We start from the raw sequence: 15889 nt of genomic DNA, 5'->3' as shown, positions 1-15889 counted from the left end.
AGAGACGATGCTGGCCAAGGTGCTATCGAGCGCAGTAACGGGCGTCGAGGCCTACCTGGTGGACGTCGAGGTCGATATCGCCCAGGGACTGCCCAACTTCAACATGGTCGGACTGCCGGACGCCGCGGTCAAGGAGAGCCGAGACCGAGTCAGGGCGGCTATCAAGAACTGCGGATTCGACTTTCCCGCCCGGCGGATCACCGTGAACCTGGCGCCGGCCGACGTCAAGAAGGAGGGCGCCTGCTTCGACCTCCCCATCGCCTGTGCCATTCTGGCGGCGATGGGCCTGATCAAGCCCGACCGCCTCCAGAGCCATCTGCTGTTGGGTGAGCTGGCGCTGGACGGCAGTGTCCGAGGGATCACCGGCGCCCTGCCGATGGCGGTCGCGGCCGCGCGCAGCCGACTTGCCGGGATGATCCTGCCGACAGAAAACGCCCCCGAGGCGGCCGTGGTAGAGGGGCTTGAGGTCTTCGGGGTCGAGACCCTTCCGCAGGTGGTGGAGTTTCTGAACGGCGCACAGCCGATTCCGCCCACATGTGTCGACCTGCAGGAGGTCTTTGCCCAGCACGCCAGCTACGGCGTCGATCTGGCCGATGTGAAGGGACAGGCGCATGCGAAGCGAGCGCTGGAGGTGGCGGCGGCCGGCGGCCACAACATCCTCCTCATTGGCCCACCAGGGTCCGGCAAGACAATGCTCGCCAAGCGGCTGGCCACCATTCTGCCTGACCTGATTTTGGAGGAGGCGATCGAGGTGACGAAGATCCACTCCATCTGCGGCTTTGTGCCGTCCCGGACGGCTTTGGTGGCGACGCGACCCTTCCGATCGCCGCACCACACCATCTCGGATGCCGGGCTGATCGGCGGCGGAACGAACCCGCGCCCCGGCGAGGTGAGCCTGGCGCATCACGGTGTCCTCTTTCTCGACGAGCTACCTGAGTTCAAGCGGTCGGTCCTGGAGGTGTTGCGCCAGCCGCTGGAGGACGGTAACGTGACCATCGCGCGCGCCGCGACCTCCGTCACCTACCCGGCCCGCTTCATGCTGGCCGCCGCCATGAACCCCTGCCCATGCGGCTTCTTCACCGACCCGCAACGGCCCTGTACCTGTTCCCCCCAGCAGATCCAGCGGTACCGATCCCGGATCTCCGGCCCGCTGTTGGACCGGATCGACCTGCACCTCGACGTCCCGCCGCTTCGGTATCGGGAGCTGACCACCGATTCGCAGGGGGAGTCCTCTGAGCAGGTCCGGACGCGGGTCAAACAGGCGAGGGCCGCGCAGCAGGAGCGATTCAGACGAACCCGGACCTTCTGTAACGCCCAGATGGGTGTGAAGCAGATTCGACGACACTGTACGATCGGGTCCGACGGCCAGGCGCTCCTGGAGGCCGCCATCGAGCGGCTCGGACTGTCCGCGCGGGCGCACGACCGGATCCTCAAGGTGGCCCGCACCATCGCCGACCTCGAAGGCCACGAGACGATCCGGACCGACCACCTGGCCGAAGCGATCCAATACCGGACCTTGGATCGTCGCACCGGGTGGTGAGCCTTTGATCCTGTCACCTCTTTTGACTTTCACATCGAATCTGATAAGGTGAAAGTCGTGTTCAGCGTTTGTCCTTGGTACTCGTCTGAGACTCGCTTCATAAGATGTGGAAATGGTGCTGCGATTGCCGGGGGTGCGAGGTGTTGTTTATCGGGGATCGGCTGATAAAGTCTGGCACAAGGTCGACCAGTGTGCGCAAACGATGGACAGCTTCAGGAGGAGACTGGCGTGGCGGAGACGTTCGAGGAGCTTCCCATGATTGACAAGCGCCGCATCCTGGCCGCCGGAAAGACCATAGGCCAGTTCGTCTTTCAGCGTACTGCAGCCATACTCGTTGGCCCACCTGCCGCTACCGATGGTGTCATCCAAAACGGAAGCTGTTTCATCCTCCGAGTTCACGGTAAGGCATATCTCGGTACGGCTCGACACGTCGTACGGTTCTGGATGGACCGCAGGGCTACCGGCGAAAGCGTGGTATTCCAGATTGGCCGCGCCAGCCTTGAGCCCGCGCACCGTATCGTGTGGGAGGACGAACAGGCTGACATTGCGTTCCTTCGACTTGAAGAGGCGGAAGTGGCGCTAATCGGCATCTCCACCTTCGAACCCACATGCGGTTGGCCCCCTCCACGTCCGGCTGTTGGCGACTTCGTCCACATCACCGGGTACCCCGCTTTCCAGCGCCGCCAACCAGGCCCGGCTGCCTATGATTTCCGAAGTCTGGGCTTCCGTCTCAGCGTCAAGAGTATCGGCGAGCACCACCTGGCCTGTCAATTTGAACGCGAGTACTGGATGGTCACTGATGGCTTTGCGATTCCTCCGGTAGGCGTTGACCTGGGCGGCATGAGCGGAGGCCCGGTACTGCTTGAGCGTCCTCTAGCCTACCCGCTCATCGGTTTGGTGGCTGAGCATACGCCTGCGTATGAGATCATGCGTGTCAGCACACTCGGCCATGCGCCGGAGACGTTCGAGGGGCGAGATACCGTCTAACGAGGTGAAGAGCTTGACGAAGCCGGCGTAAGCACCTGAGTTTCTTAGGCGATCGCGGTGTTGTGCTGCTTCGGGGTAACGGACGCATGATCGCAAGAGGTAACTCCCGTATGGTACGCACAAGGAAACGGGTGGACCGGAAGGCTCCGGTGTCTGCATACCGGCAGGTTATTCCGACCGAGGGCAGGCTCTCGGAAGGGGCCGCCTCCTATGGACGTCCTCATGCCGGTCGGCAGCTTGGTTTTGATTTTGTTGAGAACGTCAGAACCGGAAATGGTTTTCGCGATCCGGCGTTTTCGGACAATAAGACACAGCCGCTCCATCGCTGGGTTCCGTGGATTGCCGGGTTTTCTGCGCAATTCGTTCAGGATTGCTTCGAGACTTTTCTGAAGGATCGCAGGAGGCGCGCGACCTCGCGCGTCCTCGATCCATTTGCCGGTGTCGGAACGACGCTGGTCCAGTCGCTCTTGAGTGGATTCGACTGCCTCGGTTTCGAAATCAATCCCTATGCCGCCCTCGCTTGTAAGGCCAAGCTGAATTCACCCAAGCTTGATCTGGAGAAGTTGGAGGCATACTGTCTGGAGTACCAGAAACTGGCCGCCGAAGCCGCCCAGCCGGGTGGCGTACAGAGGCCAGCCGAGTTCGAGACGCGCATCCCGTTCTTCAGCCCCTCCGTTGAGGCGCAAGTTCTCGCATTCCTCAACTTCGCCGAAGAGATTCCGGACCCGGATATTGCTGACCTGTTTCGTGTGGCCTTCGGCTCCGTGATGGTAAGCTTCTCCAATTACACGTATGAGCCAAGTCTGGGCTCCCGGCCAGGGGCCGGGAAGCCGCTCATTGAGAAAGCGGACGTCCACTCCACGATTCTGCGTAAGCTCTTCGATATGGTGTCCGACATTCGATGGATCAAGCCGCGGGTGGAAGCTCTTCCGAGTGCAAAGGGGCAGGTCTACAACCTCGATTTCCTGGAAACAGAAGATCTGTTACCGGCGTGTTCCGTGGATTTAATGGTCACCTCTCCCCCATATATGAATAACTATCACTATGTCCGCAACACGCGCCCTCAACTCTTCTGGCTCTCCTTGGTAGCTTCTCCGAAAGAATTACGGCGACTGGAGGAAGCCAACTTCGGAAAGTACTGGCAGACGGTCCGTTCCGCAAAGCCGTTGGATTTGCAATTCGATCACCCCGAGTTAGCTCGCACGCTTGCCAGACTTCGTCAGACCCGTACGGACAAGGGGCCGTACGGTGGGCCTGGGTGGGCCAACTATGTGACGGCCTACTTCAACGACTGCGACCGCTTCTGTCGCGTATTGAAACGAGCTTTGGCGCGACGCGGTATAGGAGTAGTTGTGATAGGGAATTCAATCATCCAGGGACACGAGATCAAGACGGACCTCGTTCTTGCGGATATCGCCCGTCACAATGGGTTCGAGCTGATGGGGGTACAGCAGATCCGCACGAAGCGCGTCGGCGCCAGCATCACGACCTCCGCTGTGAGGCGAGGCGAACGAAACCAGGCAACCCTCTACGAAAGTGCCGTCATTGTGAGAAAGAGGTAATTCCGGATGGCCACGTTCTGTCATGTGTGATAACCATACCTTCCACTTCGACATTGATCAAGCTTATGAAGACCAGTTGGGCACCGCACTGGAGGCCAGTCCGGAACACCCGCTGTCTGCACCCGAAGCTGGTCGTCAACCGGGCGTCTACGTGCTTTTCCGACGTGGGCTGCCCGTCTACGTCGGTCAGGCTCGAGAACTTCGATCCCGTCTGAGAGACCATTTGAAAAAGGTAGAAAATCGTGCGGGAATCACGCCTGACGAAGTCACCTGCCGGTTTCTCGCAATTGTAAGGATGTGGGAAGTGGCGCGCGCCGAAGATGTCCTGATCCGGCGCTACAACCCGGAGTGGAACGGCATCCCTGGGTTCAGCATGCACGTTCCCGGAAGAGGGCGTCCGGGTATGCCGGGGTATGTCAATGAGTGGGACCGGCGATTTCCCCCGCGACGGCCACGATAGGAGCGGGACTGCATGATTTAAAACTATCGCTTGGCGAGGCGATCCAGTGTCGGACCTGAACGGAAGGATGGTTCAGACGCATCTTCTTGAATTTGAAAAAGAAGGTCGCTGGCCTACACTGTACCTATGAACACGATCGCGTTGTCAGATAATGAGCGGGCCGCACTTTCGGAGTTGAAGAGAGAGCTCGAGGAACGGTTCGAGCTTCTCGATTTTCGTATATTCGGCTCAAAGGCGCGTGGGGAGGCGGCACCCGATTCCGACATCGATGTGATGATCGAGATTGAGGAGTACAATCCGATATCGGAGTCTGAGATCGATGACATTGTGTTCAAGATCAATCTCGAACATGACTGCCTGATCTCCGTCGTCATTTTCGGCAGGCGGGAAATTGAAGAGGGGCCACTTGGAGAATCGCCGCTGTACCGCGTCATTGAACGGGAGGCAGGTGTCTCACTGATATTGACACAGAGGGGTCGACGAAAAGAAGCGGGAGCTGATCCGGTACCGGCTGAGGCGGGCTGAGGAAAGCCTGGAAGAAGCGGCATTCCTCCTGGCAGGAGGGAAAGATGGAAAGATATGGATAAAGCGCACGACATTCAGCACGTATCCTTCTCCGGAACCATCATGTACCTGCGAGTCGACGGGAAGGATTATCAGATCGATGTCGCTGGTGAGTCAGAACGCTTGCGCACCGCGACGCAGCAGCAGAGGGAACACTTCGAGATCTCCCCGGCTGGTTACGGCATTCACTGGCCGGATGTGGATGAAGACCTGTCCATTGACGGGCTCATCGGTGTGAGGCATACACCGCCGTTCGTTACGACCGAAATATAGAAGGTAGTCCTGCAGGCTGGCTCAAGGAACGAAACCCGTCTCAAGAACCGTGGCGATTGCGCCGGAACGTGCGGCGGAATCGAAGCTCTCACTCGCTTGCAGCGTTCACAAGCTCAAACGGTATGATGAGATACAATCTCGAAATCAAGTGGCCCGTCATGGTAGGATTATAGCGTGTCGCTGTGAAGGTCAAAGAGCTCATTGCCCTGCTTGAGGCTGACGGGTAGTTTCAAGTTCGAACGAAAGGCAGCCACAGGCACTTTCATCACTCGACTAAGCCTGGAACTGTGACGGTCTCGGGAAAACCGAGCGTGGACGTTCCTCCCGGTACGCTCCATCATGCACTGAAACAAGCGGGGCTCAAGAAGTAAGGAGTCGCCATGCGTTATCTTGTGGTTGTTGAAAAAGGCCCTACATCATTCGGAGCATATGTACCCGACCTACCGGGTTGTATTGCGGCTGGCGAATCGAAGGACGAAGTATTAGTCCTGATTCGGGAAGCAATCGAATTTCATCTGGAAGGCTTGAAGGCCGACGGACAGCCTATCCCGCAACCCTCTTCATCCAGCGAGCTTATCGAAGTCGAAGCCGCCGCATGACATTTCGTTCAAGTAGACTGCCCATTGCAGTCCGGCAGGCTGGGTTGAGGAACGACACCCGACCCAGTGATCCTGGCGGGATCGTCGGAAGTCGCGGCGGATCGGTGGGAGAAAGCGGATTGGCGGGACCCGCTTCACTCATCCCGGCCTGCAACTCTGTCAGTTGCCTCCGTAACGAAATCTCTTGACGTGTATGCATATCGTACATATAGTTAGACCGTGCGCTTCCAATTCGATCCGACAAAGGCCGCGAGCAATCTCAAGAAACACAGGGTGTCCTTTGCCGATGCGGAAGGCGTCTTCTACGATCCTCTCGCCATCCATCGATTGGATCCCGATTCGGCGGATGAAGAGCGATTCGTCGCAGTCGGTATGGGGAGTGCGGGACACGTATTGGTTGTTGTGTATACGCTTCGCGGCGAGGACATTCGGCTCATTTCGGCTCGCCGTGCTACGCGACGTGAGGTAACGAACTATGAGGGCTGAGTACGACTTTTCAAAGGGTAAGCGAGGCGCGCTGATCGCTCCGAAGGGTAAGACACGCATCACGATTTATATCGACAACACGGTGCTCGATGAGTTCCGCGCTCGCGCGGAGCGCGCGGGTACCGGATATCAAACCATGATGAACGAGGCGCTCAAGGCCTTCCTGGGAAAGCGCGAGTCTCCCGTGACGGAAGCCGTATTGCGCCAAGTGATCCGAGAAGAACTGCCGAGGGTCTCGCGGCTCGCTGTGCGCTCACCTGGGGGCGCCAAGCAACGGCGCGTCGGTTAGCTCGGTAAGCTGGGTTGAGGAACGACACTCGGCTTAATGATCGTGGCGGTATGTCAGATCTGGAGATCATATGCGCTTCAAACCCAGCGACTACCTGTTGATGTTCATTCCGTTCATTGCCTTGATCGCCCTTCTTGTTGCCGGATTTGTCTATGCGATATTCATGAAATAGCCCCCACGCGCGTGTATCCGGTCCGTCTATCCCATGGCGAGACCCTTTCCGAACTGGAATCATGCAATCGTCGGGTACCCTCCGCACTGTCGCCCTTCTTGAAGCCGCCAAGGGCCTGCTCGTCCTTGTGGCCGGCATCGGCGTACTGTCGTTCGTTCATCATGATGCGCAATGGGTCGCCGAGCGGCTGGTAGGGCACCTCCATCTCAATCCTGCCAGCCGGTATCCGCGTATTTTTCTTGAGTTCGCAGCTCAGGCTACAGATTCGCGATTGCGGACTCTGGCTGCTTTGGCTGCAGGATATGCGTCAGTACGATTTGTGGAGGCGTACGGTTTATGGCTGGAAAGGCGCTGGGCGGAGTGGTTTGCTGCCGTGAGCGGCGGCATCTATATCCCGTTTGAGATTTACGAACTGTTGTATGGCGAGAGCTGGCTGTCCTTCGCGGCACTGCTGGGCAATATTATTGTTGTTGGGCTGATGATTCAGGCGTTATCCCGCAGGCGTCCACCCGGGTAACCCTGGGGGCAATACATCACCTGATCCGGCAACAGGGGCGCGAGTACGAGACGCAAAACAGGGGAAGCCCATATAAGGGGCCCATGGAGGGACGGACGATTGTCGGCTCCTGATGCGATCAGCCTGTGATTACGGCCGGTTCGAGCCTTGTTGTCCCGATACGATCGAATAATTGAGTTGGATGTCGATGCGTGTGGGGCCGTGTGAAACCTGAAATGCCGCCTGCGCATGGCTGGGTGGGCCTACAAGAAGCGTGGGATTGTTCGAGAAGCCGGCGCCTTCGGCGGGTATCCCGATCCAGTTCCTGTCAAGTTTCTTATTCCCGTTTTCATCGTGGTAGACGCTGGCGGCATAGGTACCGGCCGAAACGGCAATGCAGAATGCCACGGTTCCGCGTTTTGCGGCGAAGTGTTGTTTAAAAATCCTTTTGCCCTTCACGAGGAAATCGTCGGGGTTATCGCCGTACAGGACGAACATGATATTCCCGCGATCGCTCCTGACACCATGCACCCGAACATCGATGGCGGTCGACGCGCCGCGGTCGCATGGACCTTCGGTCGCTTGAATCTGGGCCTGCGCGCCCCCGCTCCACGACAGTACCAGCAGGCAAACGAACCAGAAACCAACGAAGAAGGACTTCACGTCGTCTCTTTGCTGACGGGCTGCTACCGAAACGCCCCGCGCCGGTAGAGCCTGCCAAGAATTAGCGCCGTCGCGAACCATGGGTAGCGCTCGTAATACGGCGGCATCTCGATCCGTATGCCGGAATGCCGTTCGATCTTCCACAGGATGTAGTCCCTGCCGCTCTTAAAGGTGAGCAACCCTTTCAACAGGCGTAACACGTTCAGGAATTTTCCGTGTATTGTCCGAATTCGCCAGACGAGGCCGGCGATGAAACGGTCGGCGAAGGGTATGGCCGCATGATATCTGGTCGTCCGGTCCTCTTCGACCGGACGGACATCAAACGGCGTGCAGCCCATGGCGATGCGGGTGACCTGCTCGTAGTACTCGCGTGAGGCGTCAACCAGTCGCGCGACGGCGTCCGTCCGTTCAGGCCGCAGTTCGGTGCCATAGGTCAGGCGCAGTCCCCGCTGCCACAGTTCGCGGGCATCGAACGACGACGGCAGCATCGGCAGGACGCGGTCGACGAATGTGACGACGGCCCGGGCTAAGGCCGGATAGATCCGCCGTGCATCGTGTTCATGTCGAGCATATACGACCCCGGTGGGTTGGGCAAACCGTGCCCAGAGATAGGAATGGAAACAGCGTGGCGAGACACCGCGCTCGAGGTCTTCACGTGAGATGACGATGTACTTCGCTCGGAGTGAGCGGCCGCCGTGCGAGGTCTCCAGGTAAAACACCGTGGGCGGCAGGACCCTATGCAGCCACTGTTGCCAGACGGTCCCCGGAAGAGCTCGGTAGTCGTCGACCACGACACACAGATCGACAAGCCCCTCATCCGTCCGGTTGCGGAAGCAGGAACCGTAGGCGAGTACCGCAGACGCGACCCCCTCATAACGCTTGATCAGCGCGTCGGCCAAGGCCTGCGTACCAGGCGTGACGGGTCGCCTGCTCTCTTGCTCGATGATGGAGGTCAGTTGCCTCCACGCTTCTTGCGGTTTATCGCGCATAGGTCGCGGTTTCCGGGTGTCGCCACTCTTCCACCGGATTGTGTCCGGTCTTGCCTGCCATTTTTGCGCTTCGCAGCAGTTCGCGGAGCGCCGCGCACAAACCGGAGAAGATCCCCTTCTTGTACGGGGAATCGTCCGGAAGGGCTGTCATCAATCGGCGGTGGGCCTCACCCATGGAGTGATAGGGCATCAACGGAAACAGGTGATGCAGGGCATGATACCGTAAACCGATAGGAAACAGGAGCAGCGTCAACAAGGAACGACCCTCGATGGTCAGAGAATCCTCAATCTGCTCCACGTACGTCATATTGCCGCCCGTGTTCATGAACCGGTGCGCCGCCAGGGTCCGAACCCAGTTCAGCGCAATCGTACAGATCGACAGGCCATAAATCAATCCGACCGTTGTCCAGGCGACAACTCCGGTGAGTATCAGCCCAATGACGATCATCAACCACAGCAGGCAGGCCAGGTCCAGTATTGCCCACAACCCCAGGGGTTCCGTTGAAGGAATGACGCGCCGATAGTACGGGTTGATCGTATATGAGGACCAGGATTCCAGGACCCATCGACGAGAAGGCGGATACAGAAACGACAGCGGTACCAGGATCAGGAAGCGGAAGGCGGCCAGGAGCGGTACAGCCGGAATCTGCGCAAGATAGAGCAGCGTTTCCCGAATCGGTGACGAACCCAGCGGCAGATACTCTCCCTCGGCCGGGGTGCCGAACTTACGGGGATGATGATGGTCAAGGTGACTGCGGTACAGGAGTGAATGAAGGAGAAACGGTATGCCGAACATTAGATTCCAGACGATATGAAATCCTACCATGGAGGGCTCTTCTCTGTGGACCAGTTCATGGATGAAGATGCCGACCCTGAACAACGCCAGTCCGGACAACAGACCAGCGCCGATCTGCATCCATGAGAACGCCGGCGCCGTCAGATAGATCGCGGCGAAGCCGTAGCCGATAGACAGCGTAATGAGAAAGTCGGCCCAGTAGAGCAGCGGCTTTGGCGTGAACAGATCCTGAACCAGCTTCTTAATCTCCCGGCGTGAAAAATCCGGGGTCTCGTACAGAGCGGCGGCCGACGATCTCGATCCCCCCACGGTCGTCGAGGACACCCTTTTTTCAGACACGTACAAAGTCAACCTCCCCTCCGTAACTCACTGTTAACGAATGCGGTGGCCGGTTTATAAGAATTTGTCCGTCAAGCGTACAGGCCGTCTTTAATTGCAGGACGGCTTCATGGATGTTCCGGCTTGTGTACCCGGACTCGGGTATCAGGCGCCGACTGGGTCTCCCCGACAGTAATGCCGGCGTCGCGCGCAGAAGACCCTGCGGCTGATCGGCCACCGCCGTATATTTAAGCGGGCCGTCTTCCCGTCCCCAGTACGGGCGTATGCCGGGATTCAGGCGCGCCAAGGTGGTAATGAACAGCGCAAGGTAGTCGCGCGTTTCGTATGGTTTGTCATCCAACCGAACAGTGATTGGAGTCGGCTCGACGACGCGGCGTCGAAGTGCAAGGCCCAACAGATACCGGCCTACAGTGACGGCAGTTCCCACGGCGCCGCGCATCAGTCTCGATTTGGCCCGCCGACGGGTCACATGTCGAACTCGGGTGACTTGCGCAATGCCGGCCGCGCTGAAGAACATCCCGAACCGCGGCGTGCTATCCGTCCCGCCGTCTACCCGCAGGACCGCCCGACGGACAAGTTGTGCGGTCGGTCCCCTCCCCTCCGCCCAGGCGAGCAGGCGCTCCAGTGCCTGTATCGGCTTACCCTCCATGCCGACATCGCCGGCGGTCATATTGGTGGTCCCACCGGCAATGAGCGCCAGGGACGGCAGTACCGTAAAGGGCCCGTTGTGCAACAGGGCGGTTAATGCGGCCTGGACGGTTCCGTCCCCTCCACAAATACCCACGACATCCACGTTCTGCGCAGCCATGGCCGCAAGAGCGGCGGCCACGCTCGCCGGACCGACAACGTATTGGCAGACCGCCGTCTCGTACGGCTCCAGAACGCGAAGGAGGCCGTGCAGTCCGTCGCGATTCCTTCCGCTCTTTGGATTGATCAGGATACCGACCCGCCGCGTACGCCGAACCGGCAGCAACTGGCCGGCGCAAGACGCACGGTCGGCTTCACTCATCACACTGGTCGGTGTTGTGGTATACAACATCGCGTAGACGTTACCCCCCTCATTCTCCGCTTGTTATCGCGGAGTGGCAACCTGATTGGTGAAGAGCCGTACGGCAAGGGAATGACCGCTGCCGCGTTCGGTCGCCTCGGCCAACCAGGATTGCAACGGTCCGTGTGTGCGCGCATACACAGCGACGCCGAGGCGCATCAGCAGCACAAGCGAAGACAATATGGTCCATACGGTCACAGCCACCAAGCCAAGATCCGGCCTGCCCGCTACCAGGCTTGCGGTAAGAAGGATCATATTCGGGTTGCGCCGGGCTGTCACCAGTCTGAAATACGAGTCAATGGGACGCCAGCAAAAGATTACAAACCCGCCAAGGCACTTCCTGAAGACGCCCTCAACCAGACGCCCGATAATGTAACCAATAAAGATCGCCCAGATCGCCAGTCGCAGACTCAGCCACGGAATGCCCGGTGTGAAAGCGTCCAATCCAAGACCCCATAGCAGGTACCAGAAGGGCGGGTGGATCAGGTCCAGAAGGTGATCGAGTAAGTGCCCGAATCTGGTGCTGGTGACGGTCACACGGGCAAGCTTTCCGTCAACCGTATCAAGAAAGGTCATCAACCATCCGGCGGCAAGTCCCCACCCGCAGAGACCTTTCATGAACAGGACGGCGGCCGCCAAGACCAATATCAAACTGATCGTTGTGACATGGTTGGGCCTTAACCCGGCGGCGACGCATAGACGCACGGCGCTTTTGGCGGGAGACGGCCACAGCCATTTGGTCACCAGATCGGTTACGCTCTTGTAGGAACTCGCAAACAAACGTTCTTCCAACGTCCGTTTCGTGTCGGGCTTGATCGGTTTCGCAAAAGGGGGCTCCGATTTACGTAACCGCGGATCAAACGAGGACAACTGATCCCCCAACTTCTCAATCCGAACGGAGGAGGGCAGCGTGGTGACGCTCCGCTCCAGAGCCAGGACCGCCCGTGTCTGTATTGCCAGGTTGGCCGGTACGTGAGCGGCGATGATCGCGCGTGAGGTCCCAACCGGCACCTCAAGCATGATATTGGATGACTTAGTCATGGCCTGGAGTATGCGGCTATCCACGAGATAATCTCCGCGGACGATCAGTACAGAGTCATCCGGTTTAAGGAGAGACAGATCGTCCATCATCACGCTTACGCCGACCGGTTTCAATACCCGCCGGTAGCGCTCGCGAGATGAAAGCCCCCAGAGTGTGACTGGAGTCTCTCCGAGTATGTGAGCGTAAATCGCCATGACGTAAAACGAGTATACTTCCGAGGATACGGGACGCCGCCCCGCTCTTACCCCGACACCGGATGAGACGGTCGGAGGGCTTGGAAAAAACATATATTTATACTATGCGCAGGGTAGGCTCGTCAAGCTCGACCGTATCCTCCCAGAGGATAGATTGCCGCCCCGTTCATCTGGGTTCGTCATCTATTAGCTTTTGATCGTTCTGCCGGTTCGCTCAGGGCAAAAACCGGCTCATGACCGTTCGTCACCAATGACGCCTCGCCGTCGTGTATCCGATAGACCCTATCGCCGCTTCCCACTACGGTCGCCTCATGTGAGATGGCGACAATAGTGAGCCGACCTCGAAGGTCTCGCAACGTTCGGCAAATGATCGCGGTATTCTCCTGATCGAGTGCGCTGGTTACCTCATCGAGGATTAAGAGCTTAGGCCGATGAGCCAATGCGCGGGCGATCGCGATGCGTTGTCGCTGGCCTCCTGATAGTGCGGTGCCGCGCTCCCCGACCGACGCGTAGATCCCTGAGGACTGCGCTGCAACAAAGTCCCAGGCGCCGGCGGCGCGCAGTGCCGCCTCGGCATCGGCCTCGCTCAATTCGGGATCGCCGAGCGTCACATTCCGCAACACGGTATCGTGCAGGAGAAACGGCTCTTGCGGGACGTACCCGATCATTCGCCGCCACTGCCTCAGGTCAACCTGGTCCAAGGAAAGATCGTCGATCCAGGTGCGACCCTCCTGCGGACGCAACAGACCTGTGAGCAGATCGGCAACCGTCGTCTTTCCGGCCCCCGACGGACCGATAATCACGGTAAATGACCCCACTGGAACGGTCAGCGACGCATTCCGGAGTACGTATTTGTTTCCGTAACTGAAGGTGACCTTCTCCAGGCGCAGCGACCGTTCCAGGTGGGGGGGGAGGCCGCCCGGTTCTGTTTCGCGATCGCGGCTTGCACCGTCGATCGCGGCTTGCAGCGACCAGAAGGCGCTTTCCAGGGTCCGCGCCTTCTGATACTGCCGCTGCATTCTGGCCAGGAAGGTCAGCATGCGCGCGAGCAGGATCACCATCACCATCACGACATTGAGGGGCATCTTCCACTGACTCAGGGTGACGTATAATCCGACCACGACGACGATCGCCAGGGTCAGGTCTTGGGAAGAGCTGAGAAGCTCGGTGCTCAGCACCTCTCGCTGAAACGCCCGATTCAGCCGCTTGGTGCTGGACTGAAGTGACGGGCCGATCAGCTCTTCCCGAGCCATTGCCTTCAGCGGCTTGATCGATTGGAGGCTATCGGTAAGGCCGGCGACCAGTGATTTCAAGAGCTTGGTCTGACGTGTTCCCGCCCGATGCGCCTTCCGGACCAGGTAGCTGAGCCCGTAGAGGATCAGTACTCCGGGAATAAGAAATGCAAAGGTCGCCTGACGGGCCACGACGAGGGCCACACCTGCATATACAACGGCTTCAATGAGTAAGGTAATGGCCTTGGCACCCTCGAAATACGCCATAGACGCCCGCATCGCCTCGGTTCCTACGGCGTTGGCGAGGCTCCCGATCGGTTGACGTACGTAATACTCCCACCGGGCAGCCAACAGGGTTCGCAAGAGGGTGAGCCGTAGATCGGTGGCCACGTGCGTCACAGTGTAGCCCACTTGGGTCTTGGCCAAGAGAGCAAATGCTGCCTTGACCGATATACAGAGGACGATGAGGATCAGCAGTGTGCCGACGGTTGGTTTCAGTCCTACGGCTGAGAGCGCCTGCGTCAGCATCTGCTGCGCTCCGAACAGATGGGAACCGGCCGCGGGCTGGTTGTCGGTCGCCATGCTGAGCACGGGGAGCAGCATGAGGAGTCCGACCCCCTCCGCAATGCTGGCAAACAGGAGGCAGATCAGCGTGATCGTGCTCCGTCGGGGATATTTCCGAATGATGGTAATCAAGAACCGCATAGCAACACGTAGCTGTCAGACGTACACGCGACTGACGCACAAGCCCTCGGGGCCGGCTTTGCAGCGCCGTCGTCGCGAGCGTATCATCGCCGTACCACCCGTCCGACGGTTGTTCCGCACCGGCTACCTTACCCAAAGAAGTGAATCACAAATACTACATTATAGCGTAATATCGGCAATTCTTGGCAATAATCCGGGGGGATAGTCATGAATGTGAGTCGCCGCATCAGCCGTATGTTGACGAGGCGCTAATGTCTGCTATGGGTCCGCAGCGGGTCGGTCAGACGGCAGCGAGGGTCTTGTGGGTCTGTGAATCGGTCACCAAAAACCTGGCAATAGCATCGGCGCCGCGCTCGGCCGCGGTGCTTCCGGACTCGTCATGGAAAGTATAGGCGAACCCTGCCAGTTGTACCGGCAGAAATTGCGGATGGGTTTCTGAAGCGGCCGCCAGCGCCGGGCCAAGATCGCGGGGCACGTCATCGATCACCTGTCCGAAGCGCCAATGGGCGTAGTGCGGATTGTCCTGCCACGCGACCTTATGGGCGTTCAGAAAGATACAAGGTCTCGGTTCGAGGAGAAACTCGTAGATCTGGCTGCTCACGTCTCCCAGATAGATGTCGGCGGCGTGCGTATAGGTCATATCCGATAAGGCCGGGCTGTCCGTATCGATGAGGATATTCGGGACTCCTTTGTATCGGGGGAACAGTGAGGCGTGGTGGCGCCAGCGGCGCTCAAACAACACCGCGTGCGGCGCGAATATCAGGTTGTAGTGCGGATTGGCCACAAAGAAGTCGAGGACCGCATGTCCCATTCTGGTCCACGAGGAGAGAGGCTGGTAAAAGTGCGGATTGTAGACGACCGTCGGATTGGGATTATCGAACAACCGCCGCCGTCCGCGACCCCAGGCGCGAATCACCTCGAACTTCGGGTATCCGGTTACGGCGTAACGCCCCGCTTTCAGACACCCGATCGCGGTCAACCGGTCGACGTTTTTCTGTCCGGGCAACAGCACGAAATCGAACAGCGCGACCTCCTCATCTCGTGTCCCTTCGCGGTCGCCGGCGCCATGCCGCGTGTGGATGAGCGTCAGATCCTTTAGCCCGTACACCGTGTGCAGTCGCCGACAATGTCGTTCCGGCGATACCAAGGCATCCAGACTACGGAAGAAGCCAAGATTGTCTCTAAGGATGCGGGTCTTGCGGCCGAATACAAACAAGGACACAAGCGGATCGATCAGCCGATACCACCAGGCCGGATAGAGTCGGAGGAGCATGCAGCGATGCCCCGGATAAAGTGCGCCGATCGACCTGGCCATCTCAACCTCGACCTCGGTCGAGGTGACAATGATGACCTCGAATTCCGGGTGCCGGCGCGAGAGCTCAAAGGCGTAGGGCGCCGCGTGCGGCATCTGATGCGGCGAATAGTGATTGAAGAGGAAACCGATACGCATGTC

General features: G+C 58.9%; 17 protein-coding genes and 1 pseudogene. 11 read left to right on the top strand and 7 right to left on the bottom strand.

Annotated features, from left to right (window positions below):
- Positions 1–7 precede the first annotated feature (7 nt).
- From C3F12_04215 to C3F12_04165, 11 genes and pseudogenes are all read left to right on the top strand, one after another.
- Complete coding sequence (locus C3F12_04215) at positions 8–1540, top strand: ATP-dependent protease (protein PWB47192.1); 1533 nt, start codon at positions 8–10, stop codon at positions 1538–1540.
- A gap of 228 nt (positions 1541–1768) precedes the next feature.
- On the top strand, positions 1769–2527 hold the full coding sequence (locus tag C3F12_04210) for a hypothetical protein (GenBank protein ID PWB47191.1): 759 nt from the start codon (positions 1769–1771) through the stop codon (positions 2525–2527).
- Positions 2528–2658: 131 nt separating this feature from the next.
- Positions 2659–4089, top strand: coding sequence for a site-specific DNA-methyltransferase (locus C3F12_04205; protein PWB47190.1), 1431 nt, complete (start codon positions 2659–2661; stop codon positions 4087–4089).
- 22 nt (positions 4090–4111) lie between these two features.
- Positions 4112–4549 (top strand): hypothetical protein, encoded by a 438-nt coding sequence (locus tag C3F12_04200; protein PWB47189.1) that lies wholly within the window; start codon positions 4112–4114, stop codon positions 4547–4549.
- Between the two features lie 126 nt (positions 4550–4675).
- Positions 4676–5074, top strand: coding sequence for a hypothetical protein (locus C3F12_04195; GenBank protein ID PWB47188.1), 399 nt, complete (start codon positions 4676–4678; stop codon positions 5072–5074).
- Between the two features lie 54 nt (positions 5075–5128).
- Positions 5129–5386 (top strand): DUF2442 domain-containing protein, encoded by a 258-nt coding sequence (locus C3F12_04190; protein PWB47187.1) that lies wholly within the window; start codon positions 5129–5131, stop codon positions 5384–5386.
- A gap of 182 nt (positions 5387–5568) precedes the next feature.
- Positions 5569–5757, top strand: a pseudogene (locus tag C3F12_04185) (hypothetical protein).
- A 9-nt stretch (positions 5758–5766) separates the two neighbouring features.
- Positions 5767–5985 (top strand): hypothetical protein, encoded by a 219-nt coding sequence (locus tag C3F12_04180; protein PWB47186.1) that lies wholly within the window; start codon positions 5767–5769, stop codon positions 5983–5985.
- Between the two features lie 219 nt (positions 5986–6204).
- Entirely contained in the window at positions 6205–6471 is a 267-nt protein-coding gene (locus C3F12_04175) for a hypothetical protein (GenBank protein ID PWB47185.1), read from the top strand.
- Positions 6461–6760: a CopG family transcriptional regulator gene (locus C3F12_04170; protein ID PWB47184.1), complete on the top strand. Its 300-nt coding sequence runs from the start codon at positions 6461–6463 to the stop codon at positions 6758–6760. Before C3F12_04175 ends, C3F12_04170 begins: the two co-directional genes overlap by 11 nt.
- Positions 6761–6993: 233 nt before the next feature.
- On the top strand, positions 6994–7449 hold the full coding sequence (locus C3F12_04165) for a DUF2127 domain-containing protein (protein PWB47183.1): 456 nt from the start codon (positions 6994–6996) through the stop codon (positions 7447–7449).
- A 129-nt stretch (positions 7450–7578) separates the two neighbouring features.
- On the opposite strand, the gene C3F12_04160 is transcribed toward C3F12_04165, so the two are convergent.
- The 7 genes from C3F12_04160 to C3F12_04130 all read right to left on the bottom strand — a co-directional run bounded on the left by C3F12_04160 (position 7579) and on the right by C3F12_04130 (position 15886).
- On the bottom strand, positions 7579–8172 hold the full coding sequence (locus tag C3F12_04160) for a hypothetical protein (GenBank protein ID PWB47182.1): 594 nt from the start codon (positions 8170–8172) through the stop codon (positions 7579–7581).
- Positions 8115–9080 (bottom strand): hypothetical protein, encoded by a 966-nt coding sequence (locus C3F12_04155; protein PWB47181.1) that lies wholly within the window; start codon positions 9078–9080, stop codon positions 8115–8117. The genes C3F12_04160 and C3F12_04155 overlap by 58 nt, the downstream gene beginning before the upstream one ends.
- Complete coding sequence (locus C3F12_04150; protein PWB47180.1) at positions 9070–10200, bottom strand: fatty acid desaturase; 1131 nt, start codon at positions 10198–10200, stop codon at positions 9070–9072. The genes C3F12_04155 and C3F12_04150 overlap by 11 nt, the downstream gene beginning before the upstream one ends.
- A gap of 7 nt (positions 10201–10207) precedes the next feature.
- Positions 10208–11254, bottom strand: a complete 1047-nt coding sequence (locus C3F12_04145) for a hypothetical protein (protein ID PWB47179.1) — start codon at positions 11252–11254, stop codon at positions 10208–10210.
- 33 nt (positions 11255–11287) lie between these two features.
- A complete protein-coding gene (locus C3F12_04140) occupies positions 11288–12499 on the bottom strand; it encodes a CDP-alcohol phosphatidyltransferase (GenBank protein PWB47178.1) in 1212 nt (403 codons plus the stop codon).
- A gap of 179 nt (positions 12500–12678) precedes the next feature.
- A complete protein-coding gene (locus tag C3F12_04135) occupies positions 12679–14436 on the bottom strand; it encodes an ABC transporter ATP-binding protein (protein ID PWB47177.1) in 1758 nt (585 codons plus the stop codon).
- Between the two features lie 280 nt (positions 14437–14716).
- The gene (locus C3F12_04130) at positions 14717–15886 is read right to left on the bottom strand and encodes a hypothetical protein (GenBank protein PWB47176.1); all 1170 of its coding nucleotides are present in this window, start codon (positions 15884–15886) and stop codon (positions 14717–14719) included.
- Between the last annotated feature and the right edge of the window lie 3 nt (positions 15887–15889).

This window comes from Candidatus Methylomirabilota bacterium (assembly GCA_003104975.1).
GTDB lineage: Bacteria > Methylomirabilota > Methylomirabilia > Methylomirabilales > Methylomirabilaceae > Methylomirabilis.
Note: the sequence above shows the minus strand (reverse complement) of the source record. Positions and strands in the feature narration are given on the sequence as shown.

Excerpts from the sequence above, each read along its gene's own strand:
- C3F12_04215 (PWB47192.1), top strand. The coding sequence starts at position 8 with ATGCTGGCCAAGGTGCTATCGAGCGCAGTAACGGGCGTCGAGGCCTAC.
- C3F12_04200 (PWB47189.1), top strand. The coding sequence starts at position 4,112 with ATGTGTGATAACCATACCTTCCACTTCGACATTGATCAAGCTTATGAA.
- C3F12_04195 (PWB47188.1), top strand. The coding sequence starts at position 4,676 with ATGAACACGATCGCGTTGTCAGATAATGAGCGGGCCGCACTTTCGGAG.
- C3F12_04190 (PWB47187.1), top strand. The coding sequence starts at position 5,129 with ATGGATAAAGCGCACGACATTCAGCACGTATCCTTCTCCGGAACCATC.
- C3F12_04180 (PWB47186.1), top strand. The coding sequence starts at position 5,767 with ATGCGTTATCTTGTGGTTGTTGAAAAAGGCCCTACATCATTCGGAGCA.
- C3F12_04170 (PWB47184.1), top strand. The coding sequence starts at position 6,461 with ATGAGGGCTGAGTACGACTTTTCAAAGGGTAAGCGAGGCGCGCTGATC.
- C3F12_04165 (PWB47183.1), top strand. The coding sequence starts at position 6,994 with ATGCAATCGTCGGGTACCCTCCGCACTGTCGCCCTTCTTGAAGCCGCC.
- C3F12_04160 (PWB47182.1), bottom strand. The coding sequence starts at position 8,172 with ATGGTTCGCGACGGCGCTAATTCTTGGCAGGCTCTACCGGCGCGGGGC.
- C3F12_04155 (PWB47181.1), bottom strand. The coding sequence starts at position 9,080 with ATGCGCGATAAACCGCAAGAAGCGTGGAGGCAACTGACCTCCATCATC.
- C3F12_04145 (PWB47179.1), bottom strand. The coding sequence starts at position 11,254 with ATGTTGTATACCACAACACCGACCAGTGTGATGAGTGAAGCCGACCGT.
- C3F12_04140 (PWB47178.1), bottom strand. The coding sequence starts at position 12,499 with ATGGCGATTTACGCTCACATACTCGGAGAGACTCCAGTCACACTCTGG.
- C3F12_04135 (PWB47177.1), bottom strand. The coding sequence starts at position 14,436 with ATGCGGTTCTTGATTACCATCATTCGGAAATATCCCCGACGGAGCACG.
- C3F12_04130 (PWB47176.1), bottom strand. The coding sequence starts at position 15,886 with ATGCGTATCGGTTTCCTCTTCAATCACTATTCGCCGCATCAGATGCCG.